The following is a 26,354-nucleotide window of genomic DNA, read 5'->3' on the forward strand; positions in this document are numbered from 1 at the left end:
ATGTTGAAAGAGAGAAGCCAAACCTTCAAACTACTGTTCGTTTTTTTGGACGTAATTTTCTCCCTGGGAAGTTGTCTTTTTGCGTTCACTCTTCGATTTTACATTTTAGATCCGACGGGATCCGACCGCGCCTACGTCGAGACGGAAAGTTATATTATACTTTCATTACTTCTTTCCCTCTCTCAGGTCTTGGTTTACCTTTCCATCGATTTGTATCATCCTCGCAGGGGACTTTCCTTCGCGGACGAGTTCATGACGATCTTTGGCGGAGTCTTCCTGAACCTGCTTTTGGTTCTCTCTCTTCTTTTCTTTTTCAGGGGCGATTTGGGAAGCGAACGGTTTTCCCGATATTTCGTTTTGGCATTCGCAGTAACGAACATTTTTTCCACTAGCTTTCTGCATTTCATTACGAGGCAATTACTGAAATATCTTCGCCGTAAAGGTTATAATTTGAGAAGGGTCCTGGTGATCGGAGTTCGTGAGACTGCAGCAAGATTTGCGGATTCGGTTTTCCGCCATCAGATATACGGCTACCAGATCATCGGGTATGTCGCATCCGGAAATTTCAAGCCGATTCGGAAGGAAATGAAGATCTTAGGAAAGGCGGAGAGGATCGAAAAAGTCCTTCTTGAAGTTAAGCCGGACTTGGTGGTCTATGCCCTGAATAACGACGAGGGAGAATTTTTGCACGATGTTCTGGACGCCTGCGATACCGAGGGTATCGACTTAAAAGTTATTCCAGGGTTTCAAGAATTCATAAAAGCGAAGGGTAGGGTGGACGAGATGGACGGTTTGCCCGTTATCTCGATTCGTAATATTCCGATTCGGCTGGGCTATAATAGGTTTATTAAGCGAAGTTTCGATATCCTTTTTTCCTTAACGTTTATCGTTTTATTTTCTCCTTTTTATCTTTTACTGGCGACCTTGATAAAGCTGACTTCGAAAGGCCCCGTTTTTTATTTCCAGGATAGAGTCGGTTTGGATAATAAGAGCTTCAGAATGATTAAGTTTCGAAGTATGGTCGTTCAGGAAAAAGGACAGTCGGAAACCACTTGGACCGTTCAGAACGATCCGAGAGTCACTAAAATCGGTCGAATCATGAGAAAGACCTCCCTTGACGAAACTCCTCAGTTTTTTAACGTGCTTATAGGAGATATGTCCGTCGTCGGGCCTCGTCCGGAAAGACCTCATTTCGTGGAAAAATTCAAAAGCGACCACCGCCATTATATGCGGAGGCATGCCGTAAAAGCGGGGATTACCGGATTGGCCCAGGTAAAAGGCTTGAGAGGCGATACTTCGATAGACGAAAGAATCGCAGCCGATATTTACTATATAGAAAACTGGTCCCTATGGCTGGACATAAAGATCATTCTACTGACTCCTTTTAAAGGAGTGATGGATAAAAACGCCTACTAATCAGGACAGAGGAGAACCCGCACTCGTGAATTTGAACGAAGAATCCTTAAAAAAAATCGCAGATTTGGCTAGACTTAAAATACGTTCCGAAGAAGTCGCACCGTTTCTCCAAGATTTTAATAAAATACTAAATTATGTAGATACGATAAAGGAACTCGACGTGAGCTCCGTCACCGAAGAGGAATTGTATCCGAATTCGGGGAATTTCGTTCGCCAGGATAAAGTCGAGAATGGACTGACCCGGCAGGAAATCGAGGCGTTCGCGCCGAGCTTTCAAAACGGATATTTCGTAGTTCCTAAGGTAATCGAAACATGAACTCTCTTTGGAAATTAACGTACAGTGAAGTAAAGAAAGGCCTGAATGCAGGCGAGTTTACTCCGTCGGAACTCGCAAAATCGCTTTTGGAAAGAATCGAATCCGTCGACGCGAAAATAAAAGCCTTCTTATCGGTTGAAAAAGCATTTATTTTGAACGCTGCCTCCGAGAGCACCGAGCGTCGGAAGAACGGAAAGGCCTTGTCGGAGTTCGACGGGATCCCGATCGGGATAAAAGATAATATTTGCGTTAAGGGCATGTTGACTACATGCGCCTCTAGGATCTTGGAAAATTATCGTTCTCCTTTCGATGCGACCGCCGTCGATCGCCTTTTAAAAAAAGGATTCGTTCTTTTTCCTCGAACCAACATGGATGAATTTGCGATGGGCTCTTCCACCGAAAATTCCGCGTTTCAAATCACCACGAATCCCTTCGACACGACTAGAATTCCCGGCGGGTCCTCGGGAGGTTCTGCGGCAGCAGTGGCGGCCTCGATGGTGCCGGTTTCCTTGGGCTCCGATACGGGAGGTTCCATTCGGCAGCCGGCTTCATTATGCGGGATTTACGGATTGAAACCGACTTACGGAACCGTCTCTCGCTACGGCCTAGTCGCGTACGCTTCCAGCCTGGATCAAATCGGTCCGCTTTCCAAGGATCTTCAAGGAGTCATCGACGTCTATTCGGTCATATCCGGTGAGGACGTCAGGGATTCAACTTCTAGAAAGATTCCTAACTTCGACTCGTCGGTAGTAAAATCCCTAAATCTATCCGGCTTAAAGGTCGGAACCATGAGGATGACTTCGGAAATCGATTCGGAGGTAGCGAAGGCGTACGAAAACGTTCTGCAAGAATTGAAATCAAAGGGTGCGGAGCTAATTGAATTAGATTTTTCTAAATTATCTTCGGCGATTCCGATTTACTATATTATTGCGACCGCCGAATGTTCCTCCAATTTGTCTCGTTTTGACGGGATTCGGTTCGGAGCGAGAAAAGATCCTAGCGGAAAACTGGAGGATTTGTACGTGGCCAGTAGAAGCGAGGGTTTCGGCAAGGAAGTAAAGAGGCGGATTCTGCTCGGCACATTCTCCCTCTCGGCCGGTTATTACGATGCCTATTACGGTCGGGCTCAGAAAGCGAGGGTTTTGATTCGAAAAGAATATGAATCTTATTTTTCTAAAGTGGATTTGGTTCTGCAGCCGACCTCTCCGACTACCGCGTTTAAAGTCGGCGAGAAAACTTCCGATCCGATACAGATGTACAAAGCGGATATATTAACAACCTCCGTTAATTTAGCGGGAGTTCCCGCTTTATCCTTACCGATCGGAACGGATTCCAAGGGATTACCGATAGGACTCCAAGTAACCGGACCGTCTCTGGGAGAGGACAAAATTTTCGGCTTTGTTCAGACCCTTTCAAGTTGGGAAGATCTGAAAATTTCGTTTCCGGATGACATTCGATGAGTGAATTGACTGCCAGAATCATTCCTTGCCTGGACATTAAGGACGGTCGGGTCGTAAAGGGAGTGAATTTCGTAAATTTAGTCGACGCCGGTGATCCGGTTGAATCGGCGGTTGCGTACGAAACCAATCTGGCGGATGAACTTTGTTTTTTAGACATTACCGCTTCGAGCGATAAACGAGACATCCTAATCCATTTAGTGGAAGCGGTAGCCGAAAGAATTTTCATCCCGTTTACCGTCGGTGGCGGGATCCGATCTTTAGACGACGTGAAAGCCGTTTTAGAGAAAGGAGCCGATAAGGTTTCGATTAACACTGCGGCATTCCAACATCCGGAATTGCTCACGGAATCCGCGGAGATTTACGGATCGCAATGTATCGTGTGCGCGGTCGACGTTAAGTTTCACAAGGAAAGAAATCGGCACGAGATATTTCTGCACGGCGGCAGAACCGAGACCGGAAGGGAGGCTCTAGACTGGGGGCGTGAAGCTCAGGAAAGGGGCGCGGGCGAAATTTTACTAACTTCGATGGATCGTGACGGAACAAAGAAAGGCTTCGATATCAGTCTATTAAAGCTTTTCTCTTCCAATCTTGAGATTCCGATTATAGCTAGCGGCGGTGCCGGAAACCCGGAGCATATGGTGGAAGCGATTCTTCGGGGAAAGGCCGATGCCGTCCTGGCCGCTTCCATTTTTCATTTTGGAGAATATACGATTCGAGAGACCAAAGAGAATATGCGAGAGATGGGTATTAAGGTCAGACTTTAAACGTCATTTTTTACGTGTCTCAATTTAAACGATTCCTAAATCGACGTTCCCGTCGTCGCATATCAAAGTCCGTTAATATACGTGATAACGGTCGTAAAGAACGCCTGTGCTGCAGCAATATTGGACGGATTGGCGGGGTTCCGAAACGACATTTGGGAATGATCGAATCCGGCTTGAGAGAATCTTCCCGCAACCGGGTTATGGTACATTTGCCCGGAATAAGTGGTTACGATACCGTCGGTATTGGGAAATTGAGGGGTCGTCGAATTCAAGATCGTGCAGCCGCTCGCGTAGATGATGTCATGCCCGGAACAACTACCCGCCAAATTGCCGTAATACACGGATACTTTAGAATCCTTCGACATTTGGCCTAGAAGACTTTCCAAATATCCGTTATAGGAATTAGAAATGTATTCTCCCGGTAAAAGATTAGATCCTAACGTTCCTCCGTTGGTATAACCGAGGTCCTTTCCTCCCGGCGTTCCGGTCACGAATCCTACGATACTACCGATGGCGGATAAATCGTTGTTTTGATACTGGGGCGAAGCAAACGGTGAACCGTAATAGGGCGTCCCTAGGCTGACGATATTATGGATAATATCTTTCGTATTATCGGGATGGTAAAGCGCCGCGCGGGAAACCAGTCCGCCCATAGAATGAGCTAAAAGAATCACCTTATCCGACGGGGAAAAATTTGCATTTAACGTATCGATTAAGCGACGTCCATTATTGGAAATGTAATCCGAAGTTCTATACGTAAACACGTATATCTCGTAATTTGTATAGACATTCGAGATATTATTATCGACGAACTCCAAAGCTTGGTTCCAGGTTCCGAGCAAATTGCTGACCTTCTTGTATTTATCAGTCGGAGGGTCCGTATTCCTTTCGGTAAAATCCCATCCGTGAATGAAAATCAATTTCGTCTTTCCTGCGACCTGCCCGATAGACGGATCTCCGAAAAAATCCGCGTTAATTTGCGACTTCGTGGCGGCGACAGGACTCAAGATATTTATATAGCGATAGAGAGCATGATTCGTTTCGGTATAATATTCGAATAAAATGTAATTTAATAATTTATCCTGATTCGATTTATGAGTATGAGGACTCAATCGGGCTTTTAGATCGTTAACGTGGCAATAACTAAAAGAGAAAAGGAATAAGAGTAGTGCCGGAAGGTTCCTAACGAAAGCGGACCCGAACATGATTCGATGATGTTATGATCGAATAAACTTTTCGCAAGCAGTAAAATTCCTATCCCGATTACGAATCGAGAACAAGGATGCAAATGAATCGCAAAAAAAATGACAAAACTAAGGTCGGTTTTTAAGTCGGTCTAAGGTAATTCCGGTCGCGACGGTTACGTTCAATGAGGAAATATGTCCATGAAGCGGAATTCGAAGGACAAAGTCGGATTTATCCAATAGAATTCTCTTTACCCCGTCACCTTCGTTTCCCATTAGAATGACCAACTCTTCCCAGGCGGGAACCTTAGACCAATCTTCCTCTCCTTGATCGGCGGTTGCCACCACCCAGAAATTTCGTTTCTTAAGTTTGTCTATGAGCTGCGCCAGGTTTCCGACCCGATATACGTTTAGATATGCGAGCGCTCCGGACGCGGTCTTTTCCACCGCTGGAGTGATTCCGGAAGAATCTCTTTCCGGAATCAAAACCGTTTCCACTCCGAAGCATTCCACCGTTCTAAGAATATTTCCCAAATTCCCGGGATCCTGGATTCGATCTAGGATGAGAATCGGTCCTTTACAAGTTTCTAATTGTTCGTCGAAGGATTTTTTGTCTCCGGTGTGAAGGAGAACTCTCTCGGCAATGATGCCCTGATGATTTACGCCGGGAGCCAACTGATCCAATCGGCTCAGCGAAACTTCGTTTATCTTTACGCTGGAAGGAAGCTTTTCCAGTATTTCTCTCAATTCGTGATTCGGATTGGATTTTACCCAGATTTCCCGAAACGAAAGGTCTGTTCCGGTTTCAAGATGCCGCGCCAGGTTTTCGGAAATATTACGTTTTCCATATATATAGTCCGACTTGCTCATTTTCTTCTCCAGCGAAGGCCTTCTTTGGTATCCTCGATTACGATTCCCATATCATTGAGTTGATCTCGAATTTTATCGGAGAGCGCAAAGTCCTTATTCTTACGGGCTTCTAGCCGTTGCTTCACTAACTCGTCGATCTCGGAATCCAAAGATTCCCTTTTTAGATCGAAGCTTAAGACGCCTAAAATTCGATCGACTCTCTCGAAAAATCGAATCGCGTCTTCTATTTCCGACTTTCCCCAGCCGAGTTGATCCATACGTTGGTTGACGGTTCTCACCGCCTCATACGTCGAAGCCAGGAACTTGGAGATATTTAGATCGTCGGCCAGTGCGTCCAACATATCTTCCCAGAGTTTGGGATCGGGGAGGGGAGGTTCGTCGGATTTTTCGACCTGTGAAATTTGCTTCGCTTCCAAAAGTCTATTTACGCAGGCTTGCAGTCTTAGAACGGATTGCCTCGCTTCTTCCAAACGCTCGAACGTGAAATTCAATTTAGATCTATAATGCGTGGTCAGTAGGAGGAATCGGATAGCTTTCGGTTCTGCTCCCTTCGAAATTAAATCGCGAAGGGTGTAAAAGTTCCCTCTGGATTTGGACATCTTTTCCCCGTTCACAAGAAGGTGTTCTGAGTGAAGCCAGTATTTTACGAAAACTTCATTCGGATACGCTCCTTCACTCTGTGCGATTTCATTTTCGTGATGAGGAAAGGTAAGGTCTACTCCTCCGGTATGGATATCGATTCCGGATCCGTAGATTTTCCGAATCATGGCGGAGCATTCCAGATGCCAGCCGGGGCGACCCGTGCCGATATCCGTTTCCCAAGAAGTCTCCCCTTCCACTTTCGGCGATTTCCATAGGACAAAATCTCTGACATCGTCCTTTTCATATTCGTCCGTATCGTACCGAGTTCCCGTTTTCATTCCGGTTACGTCGATATGAGATAGCTTTCCGTACGATCCGAATTTGGAAATCGGATAGTAAAGGCTTCCTTCTTTTTCGTAAACTAACCCCCTTTCCTTTAGTCTGTGAACGATTTCCACCATTTCAGGAACGGAGTCGGTCGCCTTCGGATAATGCTCTAGCTTTTCGATACCGATCGTTTCTAAATCCTCGAAAAACGCTTCCGTCCAAGGACGAGTGAAATCGAGAATACTTTCCTTTTTTTGAATGGACTCCCGAATGATTTTATCGTCGATATCGGTTATGTTCATCGTCATATCGGGAATAAAACCGAGAGCTTTTAGGGAACGGCGCAGAAGATCTACGAATAAAAATGCGCGTAGATTTCCTATATGAGCGAAATTATAAACGGTCGGACCGCATGAGTAAATTTTTACTCGGTTGGTATCGTCGGGGGAGAATCGGACTTTATTCCCGGTGAGCGAATTATAAAAGCGAACCTCTCTCATTCCGAAAATAATATTTCTCTCACAAATTCTAAGTTGGCTAAGTTTTGTTTATCTCCTGCGACTCCGGCTTCGTTTCCTTCGGTCGGATACACTTGCATTCGTTTATCGCAAACAAGATGATTGAAAAGAGCAAAGACAGATTTCGGATGGGACACTTGATCTTCCATTCCGACGGAGACTAAAGTCGGAATTTTGATTTTCTTGGAAAAATTCAGAGTGTCAAAATAAGCCAAGTTTTTACGTAAGACGGTCTTTTTGGATTTGGAAAGGGCGAGCTGCTCCGCGATTTCCTTGGTCCAACTCGTCCCCAATCTTAATTGAGCATCGTCTACATGGCAAAAATTAGGAGTTTCTAATATAATTCCCTTTACTCGACCGGAGTTGGCGGCTCCGAACGCGGCAAGAGCCGCCCCGATTCCTTTCCCGGCCAGAATAATTCGATCGCCGTCGATACCGTCGGTTAGTCGGAGAAATTCGATCGTGCGGATCACGTCCAGATACATCCCTTTTAGAAAGAAGGATTCTTTTACTTCCAATCCCTTGCGGAAATATCCGGGGGTCCAGTCGGGATCGGGGAATTCCCCTTCTTTTAAAACGGGACGAATAAGCTGGGATCCATGCCCTCTAAGGTCTAGGATTAACTGAGCGACCCCGGCCTCGGTAAGCCCCTTGATGATTTGAGGGCGGTCTTTTGCATAATCGTGAAAGTATGCCAGTACGGGTAAATCTCCGCGTTTTCGGGGGATCACCAAACTTCCGGTTAACGTCGCGTTTCCGTAGGATTGGAAGGAGATATCGTAAATCGTCTCCTTTAAGATAGTTCCTTTTAGAAGCGCTTTGGTCTGATTTTTAACCGGAAAGCCTTTCAATTCCCGAACGGCATCGGTCCAAAAATCATCCAGATCGGCCGGAGGTTGTAGGGAGGGATATGTCTGGAAGCATTCGTCGAAACTGATAGCCATCAGGGATACATCGTTTTCATTTTAGCGGCGGTGTAAAGTGATCTTTTGCCGAATAGAGAGTCTGCAATAATAGGACCGCGATGGTCATTGGACCGACTCCGCCTGGAACCGGAGTGTAATGAGAGGAGGTTTCCCAGGCTTTCGAGATTTCTATATCTCCCACATTACCGGGGTTATATCCTGCGTCTAAAAGAACTGCTCCCGGCTTGATCCAGCTCGCTTTTATGAATTCGGGTTTGCCGACCGCGCCTACGACGATATCCGCTTGGCGAACGATTTCTTCCAAATCCTTGGTTTTGGAATGACAGAGCGTAACCGTCGCGTTCATTTCCGTCAGAAGCATCGCCATAGGCTTCCCTAAAATAGGAGACCTTCCTACGACGACAGCCCTCTTTCCTTCCGGATCTATGCCGTACTCTTTCAGTAAAAGGATCATTCCATACGGAGTGCAGGGAAGATAGGTTTCCACACCCATGGAGAGTTTTCCGAAAGATAGTGTCGTAACCCCATCCACGTCTTTTTTAAGATCGATTCTGTCAAACGCGGCTCTCTCGTCAATTTGCGGGGGAGTCGGATGCTGCAAAAGGATTCCGTGGGTATCAGGGTCCCGATTTAAGGTATCGATGACCGCGAGAAGTTCCTGAGTAGACGTAGATTCGGAAAGCTCGATTTTCTCGGAAAGCATTCCGACGGAATGACAGGCCTTGACTTTCATACTCACGTAGGTTTCCGAGGCGGGATTATTGCCTACCAGGATCGTGGCTAACTTGGGCGGTTTTTTTCCGGAGGCGATCATGGCGCGAATCTCTTCCGCGATCGTGTCTTTGATTTTTTGTGAGAGTTTTTTTCCGTCCAGGAGTACCGCAGTCATGGAATCAGGATTTCGGTTCGGCTCGGAATGTCATCCGAAAATAATCCTTTTCAGTGATGGTGGAGAGCTAAAATACGATCATGTCCGAAACGAAGACGATTTCCTTAAACGAACTTTCCGAAAACGAGGGACGGGTCGTTACCGTACCCGGTTGGCTACATGGGATCAGAGGTTCCAACGCTCGTCAATTTATCAGCCTGAGGAATTCCGGACGAATTCTCCAAGTTCTGGCCGAGAAGGAAATTTTGGGAGAAGAAGTTTTCACCCAAGTGAAGCACCTGAAACAGGAGACTTCCTTGGAAGTAACCGGTACGTTGGTTGCGAACGAAAAATCTCCGATCGGTTTCGAACTTGTATTGGATTCCTTTCGCAAAGTCGGGGATTCTGAAAATTATCCGATCACTCCTAAAGAGCACGGAATCGATTTTTTACTTTCGCAACGTCATCTTTGGTTACGATCCAGCAAGCAGTTGGCGATTCTTCGGATCCGCGACGAGGTGTCGTTTACGATTCGAAAATACTTCCATGAAAGAAAGTTTACCTTAATCGATACGCCTATATTGACGGGATCGATCGGAGAGTCGGCGGGAACCCTGTTTTCGACCGAATATTTCGATTTAGGAAAAGCATTTTTGGCGCAAACCGGCCAGCTCTATTTGGAAACGGCCATCTTTGCCCATAGTAAGGTGTATTGTTACGGGCCAACGTTTCGTGCGGAAAAAAGTAAGACCCGCCGTCATTTGACGGAGTTCTGGATGCTGGAAGTAGAATCCGCATTCGTTCGGCACGAAGAAAACTTACGATTGCAGGAAGACTTTGTTAAGACGATCGTAAAGCAAACCGTAGAAGCTTGTTTGCCCGAGTTGAAGATTTTAGAAAGAGATCCGATTCCGCTACTTTCTTACATGGAAAAACCGTTTCCTAGAATCGATTATAAGGACGCTCTTGAATATTTACAGTCTCAAAATGAGGATATCGTTTGGGGAGACGATATCAATTCCGAGCGTGAACAAATGCTGACCGCGAAATTCGGGGGACCTGTATTCATTCAGAAATATCCGAGAGAGGCAAAAGCATTTTATATGAAAGTGAATCCGGCGGATCCAAGGACAGTATTAAATGCGGACTTAATCGCGCCGGACGGGGTCGGAGAAATCATCGGAGGTTCTGAGCGGGAAGAAAGTTACGAGACGATTGTTAAGCGACTCGAGGAGGAGAAACTTCCCGTGGAGACATACGAATGGTATTTGGAGTTACGCAAATACGGATCCGTTCCGCATTCCGGATTCGGTCTAGGGTCCGAGCGCCTGATCGCATGGATTTGCGGATTGCCCCATATTCGGGAATGCATCCCCTTTCCTAGAATGATGGAAAGACTGTATCCCTGAAGGGGTGAAGGAAAGTCCGGGGGGAATCGAAAAAAAACTCCGAAATCCCGTACAAGCACCGATATCAGAAGTAGAGGTATTGTATGGCTAAGAGTGCAGCCCTTTCTACTCAAGTCTCTTTGGAAGAGTCCGTATGGGAACTCTTCGAAACTGGATCCTATGAGGAAGTCATCCGTATCGCGGAGAGACATCCCGAAAATGTTTTTATCAATCATCTTAGGGCCATCACCGAATTCGAAACCGGCGGAGAAAGCGCTAATAATTTTCCTTTGGAAGGCAAAACGGTTCTGACTCCTTTATTAGGCGGATACCTGCATAGGGCCAACGGAAGAGTAAAAGAAGCGGCATTGCTGTTTCACGAATATTTCAAGGCTTCTTCATCCCCCGTTTCTTATTCCATCCTGAAAACGGGAATTAAAACCTGCGAAGACGCAGGCGGACATAAGGCCGCTTTGGATTTGATCCTGCGTTACAAGGCGCTGTTTAAGGATAATTATTTCGCCAAACTAGAATTCTTTTCCCTGTATCATCTTCGCAAATTCGAAGATGCATTACTCGCCTTTAAGGAGAATTCCTCCATCCTGAAAGAGGACCGGGACGTTCTTGCGGCCCTAGGTCTATGTCTGGTTCAGCTTGGAAAATTCCAGGAGGCAAAAGACATTCTGGAAAAATTGCCAGGTGCGGGAGAAATTCCTTCCTATGAGGAAAAAGTAACGGAGTATGCTCCCATCATTCGGAGTATTTCCGTCTACGAAAAACGCCGCAAAGAATTATCCAAGAAGGAACTATTAGATTTAGGTTATGCGTATCTCTTTTCGGAATCGTATAAAAAAGCCGAGGAGGTTTTCACTTCTCTGGTTTCCCAAGTAAAATAATCACTTTCCCTTTTCGGAGCGCCTCTCTCGTCTTAGGGGAGGCCAATATTCTTTCTCCGTCTTCGGTAGAGACCACTAAATCGACCGGATATTTTCCCGACGTGGATAAAGCCATCGCGATATAGGGCTTATCTCCGGTAAATTCCCTCCTCATCGCTTCCTTGGGATCGGAAAGATACATTACAAAACCATTATTTACGATGGCTCCTTTTTTTAGGAATAAAGGAGAATAAAGGCTTACTCCGTCTTCGTTTCTAATTTCCGGAAAAAGCGCCGGCTCTGCCTTTAGATGTCTTGCATCGACGATAAGGCCCGTATAGGAATCCGCAGGCAGATCGGAAGAAACGAATTCGGGAAAATTCTCCGACCCGTAAGGAACTAGGATATGGGCAAAGACTCCTTTATTCCCTTTTAAGGGAATAATTCCCGTCGCATTCAGACGATTTTCCTTAAAACGGTTTTCGATTTCTATGGGATCCTTTCCGTAAAATTCCTGAAAGACTTCTCGAAACGATTCGTCTTCGGCTATCTTCTCCCTAAGCAGACGACCGGAATCCAGTCTCAAATTTTCCATACCGCGAAATAAATATTTCTTCAAATCTTCCCGAAGTTTTTCTTTGGCGATATTACGCGCTTCGGTTAAATTCTTTGCGGTACCTTCCCGATTATAATCCGGATCGTCGGGATGAAAAACGATCTTCGGTAACTTAAGCTCTAGGGTTTTGCGGATCTCGCCGGATTTCCAATCCACGATCGTATCCGTTTTGTCCCTGGATTCCCATGCTAAAACGGGAAGGATCAGAGTCGAAAAAACGCAGGCGAGCAAAACCAATGGGCGTTTGGAAAAAAATAATTCCTTCATCGGAGCGCTCCCGAGAGATACTTCGGTAATTTTGAATATTCGATCTTCAATTCGTCCCAATTCGAGATTCTCTTAGCCGGAGGAAGAGCGGAGATTAAATCTTTTCCGTAAGACTTGGTCCAAACTCTAGAATCCAAAAGGCTGACGATTCCGGTATCTTTTTCGGACCGAATCAATCTCCCGAATCCTTGTTTTAAGATCGTAGTAGCGTACGGAAGCTGAAGATCCCGAAAGGGATTTCCTCCTTTCTCCTTTAACTTTTCACTCCTCGCTTCCAGTACCGGATCATTCGGAGGTTGGAAAGGTAGCTTAGTCAGAATTACCGAGCGAAGTTTATCTCCTCGAATATCCACTCCCTGCCAGAACGTGGAAACGCCGAACAACACGGCATTTTCTTCCGATAAGAAAGCGCTCTTCGCCGGTTCGGGGCCCATCTCAATTTGGGAAAAAACGGGAAATTTAGTAACAGGGCGGACTATCTCTAGGATCTCGTTTAAAGAGCGGTTCGAAGTGAATAGTACGAAGGTTCCACCTTGGGTCAGTTCGATCAGTTTTACGATATAGCGGGATAAATCCGCGGAATTACCTTCGGCGTTTTCGGAGGCGTCCCGTACATCTTTCGGGAGAAATAAAATGGAATTCTTTTCATAGGGGAAGGGAGACGGAACGATCTTGGATTTGGAAGGAAGTTTTCCGATTCTCTCGCTAAAATACTTTAGATTTCCTTTATCCGTTGCGAGAGTCGCGGAAGTGAATATGATACTCTCCGTTCGGGGCTCTAAAATTTCCTTTAAGATCGCTTCGGATTCCAAGGGTTGAGTGAGAAGTTTCGGATATAGTTCCTTCGTTTTTTGATTGGGAGGATCGGCCCAATAGACGCGTTCATCGCCATCCATGGTTCGGAAGAGATGCAGCCCTTCGGCGATGCTACCGATTCGATTGGCGAGCATTTCTATTTCCAGCGCGATTTCCTTTTCGCTTAGTTCCTCGCTTTCTTTGCTGTATTTTTTTAATTCCAGTAGAAGAGTCTGCTCCAACGCATCCAAATCGGATTCGAACGCTCCTCCGTCCATTTTCAAAACTTTACGAATTCTTTGTGAACCGTAAAAATTCAAAGGGAGTTCTCCGGCGATGGCGTTAAAGCAGGAAAAAAGTTTTTCGCCGGCCTGGGTCGCTAAATCATTGATCTTCGGCGAACCGAGTTTGACCGCAAGTCCCGTTTTTTTCTGGGAGTTCCAAACTTGTTGAAGAAGTTTTTGAATTTCGCCGGAAGATAATTCGATTCGAAATGCCGAGCCCAGGGTTTCCGGAAAATTATGCGCCTCGTCGATTACGAGTTTCTTAAATTCGGGGAGTATATTGAAGTCCGAAGCGATATGCGCGGCGAGTAAATGATGATTTACGATGAGGATATGGGCCTTTTGCCATTTGGCTCGCTCCAAAAAATAGAAGGAATGCGAAAAGTTCGGACAATTTCTGCCTAGGCAGGAATCCGCTTCGCGAGTGACCTTATTCCAAAAATCGAATGATGCGTAACCGTCGTATTCTTGACGACGCCCGCTTTGGCTGAGGGAGACCCAGTTCTTGAAGGACTCCAAATGATCCATCATTTCGGGACCGAAGGTTCCCTGAGAAAGAACGTTTCCTAGTTTTCGCTTGCATACGTAATTGGAGGCACCCATCGCCACCTCGGCGCGGATTTCTTCGCCTAAAATTTCCGATACGAGGGGAATATCCTTTTTGATCAACTGGTCTTGGAGGGCCTTGGTTTCCGTGGAAATTACGACGGTCTGTTCGTTTTCCAGTGCGGATAGTGCCGCCGGAATGAGGTAGGCCAGCGATTTACCGACTCCGGTTCCCGCCTCTACGATTAGATGCTTCGCTTCCTGGAAAGCTTCTTCGACTCCGTTCGCCATTTGGATCTGACCCGGCCTGGACTCGAATTCGGGCCAAAGAGTCGAAAGTTTGGAAAATTGCTCTGCTGTCTTACCCAAGAATCCCTCAATCGTTCCTTGTCTGGAAAAGTTTTACGATGCAATACAGAGAAAGTAAGGAAACCAGACCTAAGGAAAATCCCATTGTCAAAGCTCCTTCTATGCTTAATTCCGTGACCGGTAGGGAAGTAAGCGTAGAAGAAATCGAACCGTTTCTATACGGAAAGAAATTGTACGCGATGACTAAGATAAATCCGAATCCACCCAGAACGGCAGGCAATATATATTTTTTCCGGAAATCCTTTTCTGTGACAGCCTCTTCCTTTCCTTTCAGGCTCCGGTGAACTAGAAAATAGAAGAATGCGAATACGCCTACGATGCTTAAAAAAACGTAACGGGAGACTAAGGCCTGGACGGCAGCCTCTTCCGGGCTCGTATTCGGACCGGCATTGGCTATCATCCAGTCCACGCTCATCTTATTGATATAGGATTCCAGATTTTGGTATAAGAACATACCGAAGATAACTAACAGAAATGTGGGGGTCACATACTTGATGATCCACCAAAAAAAATTCGGAAGTTTGATATGCGAGCCTCGGTATCCTTCTTCCAGCCCTTTCTTCGCTCCGATTACCCAACCAAAAATCAGGATTTGTATGGTCGCAAGAATATAGATTAGAACGGTTCCGATCCTGAAATCGGCCTGATCGAGAGCGTTAAAGTTCTTATTAAAATATAAGATGGGAAAGGAAAGGGAGAAGGTAAGTAGAAATAAAAGGAAACTGGAAGTCCTCCGGCTCACATGAAATGATTCTTCCAAAAAGACGGTCCAAGGCTGAAGCATCGTGACCGAGGAGGTAAGGGCGGCCAAAAACAAAACGAAGAACCAAATCGCTCCAAAAAACTGTCCTCCCGGCATCAAAGCAAAAACGGACGGCAGTGCGATGAATCCCATTCCGAAGGTTCCGAACGAGGTGACGGTCAGACCTAGGAATAAAAAGGCCACCGGAATGGTAATCATTCCGCCGAATGCGACTTCCACGAATTCGTTTAATGACGCCGCGGATAAGGAAGATAAGACGACATCGTTTTCCCGTTTTAAATAACTGGAAAATACCAGTGCGATCCCGAAGCCTGCGGATAGCGTAAAGAAAATCTGTCCCGCCGCCGAAATCCAAACCTTGGCCTGCCCGAGCGAATTCCAGTCGGGGTTCCACATTTTTCCCAATCCGATTTCGATTCCCTCCAGGGTTAAAACTCGGACTAAAACGATCACGGAGCAGATCAACATCAGCGGGACCGCGATCTTGGCAAAAATCTCGATTCCCTTCGCAATTCCGCGGTATACTAAAATAAAATTCATGAGAAAGCAGGCGAGGGTCGCGTAGAAAATCTTTCCGGCAATGGCGGAACCGTTCTCTTTCGCACCGACTAATGTTTGAAAATAATCCGTAGCGGTCGCGATAACGGCGCTTTGATTATTCCCGTTCATGGTGAGATTGACCTGGCCGGTGGCAAAATCGAAAGCGTAAGCAAGACACCAGGCCTCAACAAAAACATAATATACGTAAATAAGAAGCGGAATGGTAATCCCGATGGCTCCGACTAGCCGAAGGGGAATTCCCGACAGGTATGAGCGAAAGAGATTCGGCGCGCTATGACCTTGTTCTCCGCCGAGTCGTCCCATGACCCATTCCGTGATGCAGACAGGAATTCCGACTAAGATGAAACTTACGATATAAGGAAGTAAAAAGGCTCCGCCTCCGTTTTGAACGGCCTGTCCCGGAAATCGTAAAAAATTACCCAGACCGATCGCTCCCGAGGCCACGGTTAAAATGAGTCCAGTGCGGGATTTCCAGCGTTCCTTAACAGGTTGATTCGGCATTGCGTTTTCCGTATGGGGATGATTTCCGAGCTATTTTCAGCTCGAAAGCGAAGATGAATCATAATCGCACGAGAAGAACTCTGTTTGTCAAAAGGATTTCCATTTAAGGAAAGGAAAAAAACGGGACATAAATCTAAGAAAAAAGTCTCTGACTATGTGGCAGAAAATTAGGCCGTTCTTTAAGCGTGGGAGTCTAAATTTACAACCGGGGAAGAGAGATGCTCCCTGGCTGGGGCGATAGAAAATGAAATTGGATAAGATTACCGTAAAACTAAATGAAGCTTTGTCGGAAGCACAAACTACGGCCGGAAATTTAAAACATCCTGAAATCAAGGAAGAACATATCGTAGCTCAAATTCTATCTCAGGGAGACGGATTTGCGCCACCGATATTCTCTAGATTGAGTTTGCCTCTGGATGAATTTCGTCGAAGGACCGAGTCCGCGCTTCAAAAACTTCCCAAGGTGGAAGGTGACACCGAGAGGGGTTTTTCGAGAGAGGCCGTGTCCCTCCTGCAAAATTCCGAAGCGTTGCGAAAGGAGCTAAAGGACGATTATCTTAGCACGGATCATGTCCTTCTCGGATTTGTTCGATCCGGAATTTCCCCGCTACGGCAGGAATTTCAAAAACTCGGATTGGACTATGCAAAATTATTGAAAGTCGTTTTAGACGTAAGGAAAGGACAACCTATTATGGACGAATCTCCGGAAAACAAGGTGGACGCTCTTAAAAAATATGCGAAGAACTTAAACGAGCTCGCAAAGAAAGGAAAGCTAGATCCGGTTATCGGAAGAGACGAGGAAATTCGTCGTACCATCCAGGTTTTGACGAGAAGGACCAAAAACAATCCTGTTCTTATCGGGGAACCCGGCGTGGGCAAGACCGCAATCGTAGAAGGATTGGCGAACAAAATCATTCAGGGAGAAGTTCCGGAAGGAATTAAGAATAAGATTATCTATGCTCTGGATTTAGGGGCTATGATAGCCGGTGCTAAATATAGGGGAGAATTCGAAGAAAGACTCAAGGCTACTTTAGACGAAGTCAAGCAGAGCGAGGGGAATATCATTCTCTTTATAGACGAGATTCATACTCTCGTCGGAGCCGGGGCGACCGAGGGAGCGATGGACGCGTCGAATATGCTCAAACCTATGTTGGCTCGGGGAGAACTGCGCTGTATCGGTGCTACGACACTCAAGGAATACCAGAAATACATCGAGAAGGATGCCGCATTAGAGAGAAGATTCCAACCGGTTCTCGTTAAAGAACCGAGCGTAGAAGAAACGGTAACGATTCTCAGGGGATTAAAAGACCGATACGAGTTACATCACGGAATTAAGATTTTGGATTCCGCGTTGGTTGCGGCCGCGACTCTTTCCAATCGTTATATCGCCGATCGCTTCTTACCCGACAAAGCCGTCGATTTGATAGACGAGGCTAGTTCTAAAATGCGGATCGAAATGGATTCCATGCCGGAAGAATTGGATCGTCTCAGTAAAAAGATCCAATCCCTTAAGATCGAGAGGGAAGCCCTAAAACGGGAAACGGATCCTGCTTCCAAGCAACGTACCGAAATATTGGTAAAGGAATTGGTCGAGCAAGAGGAGACCTTCAGGACTCTCAAGGCACGATGGGATTTGGAAAAATCCAAGATCGCAAAGATTAAGGAAATTAAGGAACAGATAGACCGATTTAAGGTCCTGGAAGCGGAAGCCGAACGACGGGGAGAGATCAACCGTGTGGCCGAGATTCGTTACGGTAAATTAATCGAACTCGACAAACAGATGGAAAAGGCCAACGAGGAGCTTAAAAAGATCGCGGGAGCTAGCCGTCTCTTGAAAGAGGAAGTGGACGAGGAGGATATCGCGAATATCGTTTCCCGCTGGACCGGAATTCCGGTTTCTAAGATGCTTCAAGGCGAAAAGGCAAAGCTTCTAGATATGGAGGAAGCTCTCAAGGCAAAAGTAATCGGGCAAGATCATGCCTTGTCTTTATTATCCGAAGCGATTCGAAGATCAAGGGCAGGGATGGCCGATCCGCATAGACCGATCGGAACATTTCTTTTTCTCGGTCCGACGGGAGTAGGTAAAACGGAGACTGCAAAGGCTCTTTCGGAATTCCTCTTTAACGATCCGAATGCGATGCTCAGGATCGATATGAGCGAATATATGGAAGCGCATTCCGTAGCCAGATTGATAGGAGCTCCTCCCGGTTATATCGGACATGAAGAGGGCGGGCAGCTCACCGAGGCAGTAAGAAGAAGACCCTATTCGGTCATACTCTTTGATGAAGTGGAAAAAGCCCATCCTGAAGTCTTCAATGTATTCCTGCAGATTCTGGATGAAGGTAGATTGACGGATAGTAAAGGGCGGAGCGTGGATTTCAAGAATACAGTGATTATTCTGACTTCGAATCTAGGATCCGATATATTGGGTTCGCCCGAATACAGCGCGGAAGAAAAGGAAAGGTTGGTCGAGCAACGACTGAAGAAACAGTTCAAACCCGAATTTTTAAATCGTTTGGACGAGGTGATTTTGTTTAAGTCCGTGGACGAAGCGATGCTTTCCAAAATCTCCGAACTGCAATTGCAGATCATGTCAAAGAAAGCAGAGGAGAACGGTTTGAATGTCAGCTTCACTCCTGCTCTGAAGCAATACGTCACCAAAGCGGGTTTCGATCCGGAATACGGAGCAAGACCTCTCAAGCGATTAATCCAAAGAGAAATCGGGAATGCACTCAGCTCCTATATATTAAAAGGGGACTTTCAGCAGGGGCAAAAAGTGAACGTAGACTATCAGGTTGGTCGGGTAGAAATTAAAAAAGGCTGACTCGATTCCTAAGGCAGTCTTCAAATAAAAACCCCGGTAGAGGCCGGGGTTCATTGGGGATGCAAATTTCCGAGGGAGAAAAAGGTTAGAATGAACGGGAGGCGAGTTAGCCTCCCGTTTTTGAATCAGAATTCTACTTTCAGTAAAAACAATTCTTCTTTTTTCATTTTTAGGACCTTAGAGGCCATGTTCTTAAATTCTTCTGGCGGTTCCAAGAGACCCAATTCTACTTTAGATAGAAATGGAGTGGAAACCTTTAATTTTTTTGCCATGTCATATTGCTTAATTCCCAACTCTCTACGTTTTGCCCAGAGTTTGTTGGTGAGGCCTTGGCTGAATTCGGGATAAACATCTTCGACCGGACGGTCGTTGAATAATTTATCAAGAGTGGTTTTCAAATATTTCGCACAAGCTTGTCTGAATTTCTCAGTAGGAGCCTGGCTTCCCGTTTCGATCTTGGAGAGGTAGCTAGGGGAAACGCCCAAAGCCCTTGCCATATCGTATTGTTTGACACCCCGTTTTTTTCGGAGCATGTAGATGTGGTTATTCATTCTATCCCCTCTTTTTTACCGTTCTATTCATGCGTCATATAGGCTCAAGAATAAATTTCCATTACGTCCCGTTTCACTAGTTGGGCTACAATTTTTTTCCTATTTCATGCGATTCTTACTAAAAAAAGGATCGTCAGTAAGAATCTCGGTCTTTTGACGAAAATTCGTGCCATTTAAACAGGGTCCCTTTTTCTTAGATCGGAAAAGTAAGTGAAATACCGTCTAAAAATAGAACGTACTATCTAACTCCAAATCGGCGCTGACTTCCGAAGAATATTTCAGGAGATCCGCTTAAGAGGGTTTTTACACGTTACGCTGGCACTAAAAATGACGGCATTTTGCATTATTCTATGAAAAGAAGGGAAAACCTAAAATCGAATAAAAAAGCCTCGGTCAAATAAGACCGAGGCTTGGTGCGATACGAAATTTCTGACCAGGTATTTAAATCTTTCCGGACTTAAGTTGTTCGGTAGCAACCGTCAACTGATACTCGGATTTTAATTTACCGATAAATTCCTGGGCAAGGCTTTGTTTTTTAGAATCCAATAACTCTTGACGAATCTTTTCTCTCACGTCCGCAAAGGGAAGAGGTATCCGTTCTTGTTGGTTGGTCGGATTCGGTTTGGAATACGAGAACATTTTGCCCGCTTCGTAAGTGGTTCTGATTTCCGCTTCGGTAACGTCTATCTTCGGCGGAAACACTTTCTTCATCAAAAGCGGCAATACTAGGAATCGTCTTTGAATCGGGAACAACTCTTTATATTCGTCGGAGTTCCGAATTCGCTTAATAGCCTCCGAGCGTTCTCCGATTTTTAGCGGCAGATATCGGGAAGAATAGAAGTTAATCACCATCGATTTTTCGTCTTTCGCGGGAGTCGCATCCGTACCGCTGATCGCCGCAAAATCTTTAAATTTTTCTAATACTTCCTTATAACGAACGACTTCTCCGGTCTTTTTATCCGTTAAGAGAACGGTCTCGGGAGTGATCGCCCCGATATTCGCTTGGGAGATTTGCGCGGGTTCCCAACCGGACTCCGTCATCACCTGGTCGATACTCTTTTTCCAAGCTTCGGCCAGAAATTTATTTTTATAGTAATCCGCGTATTGGCCCGCAATTTCTTCGACCCGCAATTCGGAATAGAACTTCGAGTTTTTCTTATCATCTTCGCTTAAATTATCTTTCTTAAGATAATCCTTGGCGGCATCCCTTTGTTTGCCTAATTCGTTTTTAAAAAGTTTTTCTAATCTAGCTAGATAGATGTTTTCGAGTCTTTCGGAACGTAAGATATAAATTTTACCTGCGCTTTCCTCTAAAATCCATTGCCCTTTATTTTCGGCGGCCTTGGAAAGAATTGCGGAGAGCGGGTCATTCCCGCAATCCAAACAGGCAGGTTCTAGTACTCCGCTTACCGACTTTCTTTGAGGCTCTTCGGTATTCTCCGATACGAATCTCGCGACGTCTTTCTTGGAGGAAAGTTTCTTGAGTTGCTCCAGATACTCGTCCGCTTTTTGCCTTAAAGTCTTTCCTGTGGTCGGGTCGGGAGAAGCCACTAGCAAGACTCGAATGAAGGCCATTCTTACTTTACCTTCTTTCGTAATTTGATCCTCGAATTTCTTGCGGTAGAGAGAGAATGCAAATTGCGGTTCGGAATATTTCAGGAATCTTTCCATGTCCCCTTCGGAGACCAAGGAATGATCTTTATTATAGAGTTCCGCGATTTTTAAAAGACTGAGTTCTTCCAAAACCTTATTTTGGTTTTCGACGGAAGCTGTCGTTTCATCCACCTTTCTGCCTTTTAAGCTGTAAAAATAATGGAGTCTTAGTTCTTTTCTAGTTAGGGTTCCGCCTTTAAAAGAGGCGAGTACGTCGGAATCCAATTTGCAATCGGCAAACAGGAAGCCCAAGAGTGAGAGTACTATGATTTTTTTACTCATATTTCTTTTCTATTACCTGGTTTTACGGAGTTTAGGGAGGATCAGTATTTGTGAATGGTCTTTCGGGCAGGTTGCGAGTGCTTTCCTTGGATTTCAACGGATATTTCCTGAGTGAGTCGTTTTTCGTTATCCTGGTACAATCCTTCCGCGGCTCTCGCACCGGAGGGGGGCGACGGAGAGTTCCAATCGCTCGGAGTTTCCTTAGTAGATAAGGAAAGCATTTCATCTCTTTGAGCCGTTAGTTTTCGCATTTCGGCGCCGATCGAGTCTCGAAGCGATTCGGAATAATCCCGGTCGGCAGCGATTCGATCCCTAATCTTTCCCAATTCGGTAAGATCTCGTTCGATCTCCTCGGTTTTTCGTAGAAGGTGAGCAACTTTAATCTTCATAAGAATGCCTGCCATTTAAGGAGGAACCACCCATTTCGGAGTCTGGTTCCTGGGTCTCTTCTTGCAAGTACGAAAAGAAGAGACCCACAGTATAACCCGGAAATTCCGGTCCGGGACGGGAGGCCGCTACGAGTAAAAAAGAAAGTAAGAAAATGATCTTTTCGGACCCTTCGCCTTCCTTACCGTAAAAAAGAAGAATTCCAATCGCCGAACAGAGTAGGATGGCTTTCGCGAAAGATGGCTCGGATGGTTGAGATGGATCGGAAACTAAAAATCCGATCGTGCTAGCGACAAGTAATAGCGAGAGTAGGACGGTTCGAAGTTTCTTTCCCAGAATTCCACGTAGAAATAAGACCCCCATTCCGGGAGCGAGAAAAGCGGAATATTCCTCCTTCGAGTAAGAAAAAATGATTCCACAGGCGAATAAGAGTGAAAAAACCCCTTCCCGAAAGATCGAAATGGAAGGCCCCCGAAACCGTGAAATATCCCGGCAGGAAATGATACCGGCTAAACTGAGGCAGATTAAATCAAGGATATCCTCGGGCGAGGAGCCGTCCCAGAGCGATGTGATACATAGAGTGAGAGGAAATAGTAATACGAATGGATTGAGAGGTTTGATTCCGGACCGTACGAGCATCGAGCTAGTCAAGGTCACTCCGAGGATTAATACGCCGGAAAACGGAAAATTGTACGATTTGAAAAAGAGAAAGGCGGAAGTGAATAGCAGAAAAACCATTTGTATCTTTTCGGAAAATTCCGTATTCTGACCAATCGAGGAAGCTATGATCCTGAACGAGATTTTAATCTCGACGGAAAAGATAGACAGCGTTCAAGTTCTGAAATTGCAGGGTTCTATCAACTCCTTTACGGAGAAAAAATTTAGGGACGTTCTTTCTGTCGCCGTCCGTCAAGGTCCCGTAATTATGGATCTGGAAGACGTGCACCTTATCTCTTCTACGGGTGTTCAGGCCTTAAAGGAAGTGAGTCAGGTGAGTTTCGGGAATAAAAATAAGCTAGTCTTAGTGAATATCTCGAGGGCCATCACCAACGTATTCAGGATGGCCGGTTTAAACGGTTTTTTTTTGATCGCCGGAGACGAGGAAGCGGCTTTAAAGATCGCTTCTAAAAGATGAATTAGGATTTAGAAAATTGGAAATGACAAACCCCGCTTCCTTTAATTATTTTCGCAAGGCTTGGCATTTATTAGGCCTCTTGATACCGGTCTGCTATTATTTCGACGTCTTCAAAGGTGGATTCGGTTTGGAGCACGCTACCTGGGTGATTCTTACATTCCTCTTATTCTTCTCTTTAGGCTTACTTGTGATCTTGGAATTCTCCCGATTTAGGATCCAGGCGGTTCAAAATTTATTCGTAAAAGTTGCCGGGCCTTTACTGAAAGAGGAAGAGAAATATAGGATCAACGGAACCTTTCCTTATTTTCTATCCATTACCTTCGTTGTTCTATTTTTTCCTCCGGATATAACGATCTTATCGATGCTGTTCTTGGTGATCGGAGATCCGATGGCGGCATGGGTAGGAGTTCATTTCGGAAGAAATCGATTCGCGAACGGAAAATCCAAGGAAGGGATCGTGGCATTTATCCTTTCCACCTTAATCGTCGGGCTTTGGTTTTTATACGTCATTCAGGCGCAACCGAAAGCGTTGGGAATTTATCAATACGGTTCGGGAGAATTTTCGCAGAATTTAACTTTGATTCTTCCTGCGATCGTTACTGCGGCATTTACGGAACTATATAGCGGGACCTACTGGAACGGTTTAATCGACGATAATTTATTGATTCCGGTGGTATCCGCTTTTGTGCTTGGGGTCATCGCTTTTCTGGTGTTGGGAATCGATAGCTCCCGAATTTTCCTAAATCCTCTGGATATGTTTTATTAAGAAATTCGACCGACGAATTTTTACGGAGTCGATTTCGGTTCCGGTGGCAGTACGGAATATACGAAATCGATTCTTGTTTTGGTGCTTCCCTTAAACCAGGGCGAAGTCCAACTAAATTCCAAATCGGTCGGAAAGAGGCTAGTTTCATAAGGATACAGTTTCAATCGATTTTCTTTTTTTTGCTTAGCTTTGATCATACTGCCCAAATAATTAAAGGACCCGATCCAATCTTCCCCGACTTCGAAGCCCTCCATTTTTCCACGATCCCCTGCAAATTCGTAAATGGCTGCATAGGATTCTCGGATCCCTCTTTGTTCTTCCGGCGTGAATTTTCGATTCATGCGTAGGATGAAACCCGGGGTTTCCCTTGCGTGAAAATACAGGTAGTTTCCCAAGTCCTCCCAGGTGAGAGGTTTTTTGTTATTGGGAATTTTCACGTCGTATTTTCGATTGAGGGGAGTCGGTTCCTCGCAATTTCCATAGCGGGTAAAATAATCGCATAACTCCACTTTTTCGACCCGCAGAGGAGCCGGTTCGCAGCTAGCGAGAAAGATAAGAAGAGTAAGGATCTTAGCGTTTTTCCAGGGAAAGTACATATGATTCTCTCAAGTTTGTAAAAAAGTAAATCACTTCGGGCGCTTTAAAAAATTCCGGAGCCGAAGATTGACATATCCATTTCTGACTTTGATACGTGTATATGATTTCGGCAAATGCTCCGTGAAAAAGATAGATTCTATGCAAATCCTCTTCGATGAAAGATAAAACTAGGTTGTAAGGCGTCAGGTAGCCGGGAAAAATTCGAAAGGACTCGTCCGTTTTCCGGAGTTGCTCCTGGAATTTAAGGCATTCTTTTTGCAAGCTGGGTAATTCCTCTCTCGAGATACGACGTTTAAAGGAGAGTATCCTGGTTTGTCGTCCCAGAGGGGAATCCAAGAAGTTTGCGAATTGATGACTCCATTTAGGGAGGGCCTGTGATTCATATAGGGTTTGGGAGAAAGTGTTTTCCGCTTTTTCCTTCAACTTATAGTAAGCTTCTTGATTCTCGAAAGATACGATTAAGAAAAATGATGCGGGTAAAGGTTTACGTTGCTTAGTTGCGGGTAGCTTTTGTTTCACGTCTGCTTAGAATTGTTTTCCGCTCATAAAGGCTTTCGGTGCGCCCGTCGAGAATCCCTGGAGATCAGACTATAATTTGGAATCGAAATAATCCAGCAGAATTTTCGTGACCCAATGGCCGTCCGGAACTGCCGGGCTTCGATCGGACAAGAATCCGACATGACCCCCTTTTTTAGTGAGCAAAACCCGTAGGTTCGGAAGGTTTTCCCACGGAATGGAATCCCATTCGAAAATGGGGACCACCGGATCGTCCTCGGCGTGTACCAGAATTCCGGGATGACGTATCATGCGAATGTAATTCTTGCAGGAATTGATATTATAATAATCTAATGCACTTCTGTATCCGAACGTGGGGGCCGTAATTAAATCGTCGAAATCGAAGAATGTTTTTACGTCGCTAAGATTGGCTCTTATCTCAGGCGCTAATTCCACGATTCCTTCCTTAATTTTTTTTCTAAAGGCATTCAGGAAATGCTCCCTATAAAAGCGACCCGCCATGGAATCGATAAACGCGCAATTTTTTGCCAAATCCAAAGGGGGAGATACTGCGGAAAAAGCCATCGCTGTCCGGTCCGATCGTTCTCCGAAAAATTTCAGTACTAGATTCGCGGAAAGAGAGAACCCCGATACGAAGATCTTTGCGGAGAGGGAATCTCTTGCAAAATCTAGAACATCCTGCAAATCTTCGGACTGTCCGGCATAATAGGAATATTTTGCGTATCCTCTCCCTTTTCCGCAATTTCGTAAATTCATTCGAAGAGTTCCATACCCTCTTTCTAACGCGGTTTGGGCTAGCGAAATAAGATACGGACTTTCCGAGTCTCCTTCCATGCCGTGAACCATAACGATGTAAGTCCCATTCCAAGGAATAGAATCTCGTTTATAGCTGGAGATCGGAGGATTATGCTCTAACCAAAGAGTGTCTCCCGAATTTCCGCTAACCGTAAGAAGAACGTCTTCGCAGTAGTAATCGGTTCGTAATCGGTTTGCGGGTGGAAAAAAAGTATTATAGATCGTTTGAGCGTGTTTTCCTGAAACGAATCGTTTAGGGCGAAAGGGCAGGTGTTCCATAACAGAGGCTCGCGATTTAGATTCCGTTCTCTTGAAAAAATTCCTTCCAATCTTCCAACTGAGCCTTTCCGAGAAGATTTCTTTTTTCCAAAAACTTTCTAAATCGTTTCAAAAAATCCTTTGCCCGACTCTGAACGAGACTATCATCCGGGTGCATATCGGTAAGGAAAAAATGTAAGAATTCATCCAGCTCGAATGACCCGAGATTCTTTAAAGTGATTCGATCTTCTTTTTGGTCTTCGTTTTCTCCGAATAATAATTCGGAAAACTCCAGAAGTAGGGTGCAGAGCTTTTCGTCCGCATCCCGACTTCCTCCCTGTTGATTGGACAGGTAGTCCTTGAGGACGTCTTCGATTCTTGGAGCGTCCGACAA

The 26,354-nt window shown here is 45.4% G+C and carries 25 protein-coding genes; 9 read left to right on the forward strand and 16 right to left on the reverse strand.

Annotation, left to right across the window (positions count from 1 at the left end):
* Genes LEP1GSC047_RS08075 through hisF form a run of 4 tightly spaced genes read left to right on the forward strand, consistent with a single transcriptional unit; the run spans position 1 to position 3,956 of the window.
* Positions 1-1,416, forward strand: a complete 1,416-nt coding sequence (locus LEP1GSC047_RS08075) for an undecaprenyl-phosphate glucose phosphotransferase (protein ID WP_010410593.1) — start codon at positions 1-3, stop codon at positions 1,414-1,416.
* Between the two features lie 25 nt (positions 1,417-1,441).
* A complete protein-coding gene (gene gatC / locus LEP1GSC047_RS08080) occupies positions 1,442-1,732 on the forward strand; it encodes an Asp-tRNA(Asn)/Glu-tRNA(Gln) amidotransferase subunit GatC (protein ID WP_010410589.1) in 291 nt (96 codons plus the stop codon).
* Positions 1,729-3,192 carry an Asp-tRNA(Asn)/Glu-tRNA(Gln) amidotransferase subunit GatA gene (gatA, locus tag LEP1GSC047_RS08085; protein ID WP_010410587.1) on the forward strand — a complete coding sequence of 488 codons (1,464 nt, stop codon included), beginning with the start codon at positions 1,729-1,731 and terminating at the stop codon, positions 3,190-3,192. The genes gatC and gatA overlap by 4 nt, the downstream gene beginning before the upstream one ends.
* Entirely contained in the window at positions 3,189-3,956 is a 768-nt protein-coding gene (hisF, locus tag LEP1GSC047_RS08090) for an imidazole glycerol phosphate synthase subunit HisF (RefSeq protein WP_010410583.1), read from the forward strand. Before gatA ends, hisF begins: the two co-directional genes overlap by 4 nt.
* Before the next feature lie 62 nt (positions 3,957-4,018).
* On the opposite strand, the gene LEP1GSC047_RS08095 is transcribed toward hisF, so the two are convergent.
* The 5 genes from LEP1GSC047_RS08095 to folD all read right to left on the reverse strand — a co-directional run bounded on the left by LEP1GSC047_RS08095 (position 4,019) and on the right by folD (position 9,252).
* Positions 4,019-5,161: an esterase/lipase family protein gene (locus LEP1GSC047_RS08095; protein ID WP_010410580.1), complete on the reverse strand. Its 1,143-nt coding sequence runs from the start codon at positions 5,159-5,161 to the stop codon at positions 4,019-4,021.
* 108 nt (positions 5,162-5,269) lie between these two features.
* On the reverse strand, positions 5,270-6,010 hold the full coding sequence (gene rlmB, locus LEP1GSC047_RS08100) for a 23S rRNA (guanosine(2251)-2'-O)-methyltransferase RlmB (protein ID WP_010410578.1): 741 nt from the start codon (positions 6,008-6,010) through the stop codon (positions 5,270-5,272).
* Positions 6,007-7,419 (reverse strand): cysteine--tRNA ligase, encoded by a 1,413-nt coding sequence (cysS, locus tag LEP1GSC047_RS08105; RefSeq protein WP_010410575.1) that lies wholly within the window; start codon positions 7,417-7,419, stop codon positions 6,007-6,009. Before cysS ends, rlmB begins: the two co-directional genes overlap by 4 nt.
* The gene (locus LEP1GSC047_RS08110) at positions 7,416-8,381 is read right to left on the reverse strand and encodes an acetylxylan esterase (RefSeq protein WP_010410571.1); all 966 of its coding nucleotides are present in this window, start codon (positions 8,379-8,381) and stop codon (positions 7,416-7,418) included. The genes cysS and LEP1GSC047_RS08110 overlap by 4 nt, the downstream gene beginning before the upstream one ends.
* Positions 8,382-8,397: 16 nt before the next feature.
* On the reverse strand, positions 8,398-9,252 hold the full coding sequence (gene folD, locus LEP1GSC047_RS08115; protein ID WP_010410566.1) for a bifunctional methylenetetrahydrofolate dehydrogenase/methenyltetrahydrofolate cyclohydrolase FolD: 855 nt from the start codon (positions 9,250-9,252) through the stop codon (positions 8,398-8,400).
* 80 nt (positions 9,253-9,332) lie between these two features.
* Here folD and asnS point away from each other — a divergent pair, with 80 nt between their 5' ends.
* Positions 9,333-10,640, forward strand: coding sequence for an asparagine--tRNA ligase (gene asnS, locus LEP1GSC047_RS08120; RefSeq protein ID WP_010410564.1), 1,308 nt, complete (start codon positions 9,333-9,335; stop codon positions 10,638-10,640).
* 83 nt (positions 10,641-10,723) lie between these two features.
* The gene (locus LEP1GSC047_RS08125) at positions 10,724-11,515 is read left to right on the forward strand and encodes a tetratricopeptide repeat protein (RefSeq protein ID WP_010410562.1); all 792 of its coding nucleotides are present in this window, start codon (positions 10,724-10,726) and stop codon (positions 11,513-11,515) included.
* Here the strand turns inward: LEP1GSC047_RS08125 and LEP1GSC047_RS08130 are convergent.
* From LEP1GSC047_RS08130 to LEP1GSC047_RS08140, 3 genes are read right to left on the reverse strand one after another with little or no spacing between them, the layout of a single operon-like run.
* Entirely contained in the window at positions 11,487-12,377 is an 891-nt protein-coding gene (locus LEP1GSC047_RS08130; RefSeq protein ID WP_010410561.1) for a hypothetical protein, read from the reverse strand. The two genes, LEP1GSC047_RS08125 and LEP1GSC047_RS08130, sit on opposite strands and share 29 nt — an antisense overlap.
* Positions 12,374-14,371 (reverse strand): ATP-dependent DNA helicase, encoded by a 1,998-nt coding sequence (locus LEP1GSC047_RS08135; protein WP_010410559.1) that lies wholly within the window; start codon positions 14,369-14,371, stop codon positions 12,374-12,376. Before LEP1GSC047_RS08135 ends, LEP1GSC047_RS08130 begins: the two co-directional genes overlap by 4 nt.
* Before the next feature lie 7 nt (positions 14,372-14,378).
* The gene (locus LEP1GSC047_RS08140; RefSeq protein ID WP_010410556.1) at positions 14,379-16,196 is read right to left on the reverse strand and encodes a sodium-dependent transporter; all 1,818 of its coding nucleotides are present in this window, start codon (positions 16,194-16,196) and stop codon (positions 14,379-14,381) included.
* 244 nt (positions 16,197-16,440) lie between these two features.
* On the opposite strand from LEP1GSC047_RS08140, the gene clpB reads away from it, so the two are divergent.
* Positions 16,441-19,020: an ATP-dependent chaperone ClpB gene (clpB, locus tag LEP1GSC047_RS08145; RefSeq protein ID WP_010410554.1), complete on the forward strand. Its 2,580-nt coding sequence runs from the start codon at positions 16,441-16,443 to the stop codon at positions 19,018-19,020.
* Between the two features lie 125 nt (positions 19,021-19,145).
* On the opposite strand, the gene LEP1GSC047_RS08150 is transcribed toward clpB, so the two are convergent.
* The 4 genes from LEP1GSC047_RS08150 to LEP1GSC047_RS08165 form a co-directional block, all read right to left on the reverse strand.
* A complete protein-coding gene (locus LEP1GSC047_RS08150) occupies positions 19,146-19,553 on the reverse strand; it encodes a helix-turn-helix domain-containing protein (RefSeq protein ID WP_010410551.1) in 408 nt (135 codons plus the stop codon).
* A 459-nt stretch (positions 19,554-20,012) separates the two neighbouring features.
* Positions 20,013-21,506 carry an LIC12015 family putative lipoprotein gene (locus LEP1GSC047_RS08155; protein WP_010410549.1) on the reverse strand — a complete coding sequence of 498 codons (1,494 nt, stop codon included), beginning with the start codon at positions 21,504-21,506 and terminating at the stop codon, positions 20,013-20,015.
* 41 nt (positions 21,507-21,547) lie between these two features.
* A complete protein-coding gene (locus LEP1GSC047_RS08160; protein WP_020988464.1) occupies positions 21,548-21,895 on the reverse strand; it encodes a hypothetical protein in 348 nt (115 codons plus the stop codon).
* Complete coding sequence (locus LEP1GSC047_RS08165) at positions 21,885-22,631, reverse strand: hypothetical protein (RefSeq protein ID WP_010410543.1); 747 nt, start codon at positions 22,629-22,631, stop codon at positions 21,885-21,887. The genes LEP1GSC047_RS08160 and LEP1GSC047_RS08165 overlap by 11 nt, the downstream gene beginning before the upstream one ends.
* A 46-nt stretch (positions 22,632-22,677) precedes the next feature.
* On the opposite strand from LEP1GSC047_RS08165, the gene LEP1GSC047_RS08170 reads away from it, so the two are divergent.
* Both LEP1GSC047_RS08170 and LEP1GSC047_RS08175 read left to right on the forward strand, forming a co-directional pair.
* Positions 22,678-23,028: an STAS domain-containing protein gene (locus LEP1GSC047_RS08170; RefSeq protein ID WP_020988242.1), complete on the forward strand. Its 351-nt coding sequence runs from the start codon at positions 22,678-22,680 to the stop codon at positions 23,026-23,028.
* A gap of 22 nt (positions 23,029-23,050) precedes the next feature.
* Positions 23,051-23,794: a diacylglycerol/polyprenol kinase family protein gene (locus LEP1GSC047_RS08175; protein ID WP_010410539.1), complete on the forward strand. Its 744-nt coding sequence runs from the start codon at positions 23,051-23,053 to the stop codon at positions 23,792-23,794.
* A 20-nt stretch (positions 23,795-23,814) separates the two neighbouring features.
* Here the strand turns inward: LEP1GSC047_RS08175 and lcpA are convergent, their stop codons facing one another.
* The 4 genes from lcpA to LEP1GSC047_RS08195 all read right to left on the reverse strand — a co-directional run bounded on the left by lcpA (position 23,815) and on the right by LEP1GSC047_RS08195 (position 26,354).
* A complete protein-coding gene (gene lcpA, locus LEP1GSC047_RS08180; RefSeq protein ID WP_020988365.1) occupies positions 23,815-24,390 on the reverse strand; it encodes a complement regulator-acquiring protein LcpA in 576 nt (191 codons plus the stop codon).
* Positions 24,365-24,910, reverse strand: coding sequence for a DUF4416 family protein (locus tag LEP1GSC047_RS08185; RefSeq protein ID WP_010410533.1), 546 nt, complete (start codon positions 24,908-24,910; stop codon positions 24,365-24,367). Before LEP1GSC047_RS08185 ends, lcpA begins: the two co-directional genes overlap by 26 nt.
* A gap of 69 nt (positions 24,911-24,979) precedes the next feature.
* Positions 24,980-25,981, reverse strand: coding sequence for a YheT family hydrolase (locus LEP1GSC047_RS08190; RefSeq protein WP_020988294.1), 1,002 nt, complete (start codon positions 25,979-25,981; stop codon positions 24,980-24,982).
* Positions 25,982-25,997: 16 nt separating this feature from the next.
* Positions 25,998-26,354, reverse strand: a complete 357-nt coding sequence (locus LEP1GSC047_RS08195; RefSeq protein ID WP_010410531.1) for a hypothetical protein — start codon at positions 26,352-26,354, stop codon at positions 25,998-26,000.

It is taken from the genome of Leptospira inadai serovar Lyme str. 10 (assembly GCF_000243675.2).
GTDB lineage: Bacteria > Spirochaetota > Leptospiria > Leptospirales > Leptospiraceae > Leptospira_B > Leptospira_B inadai.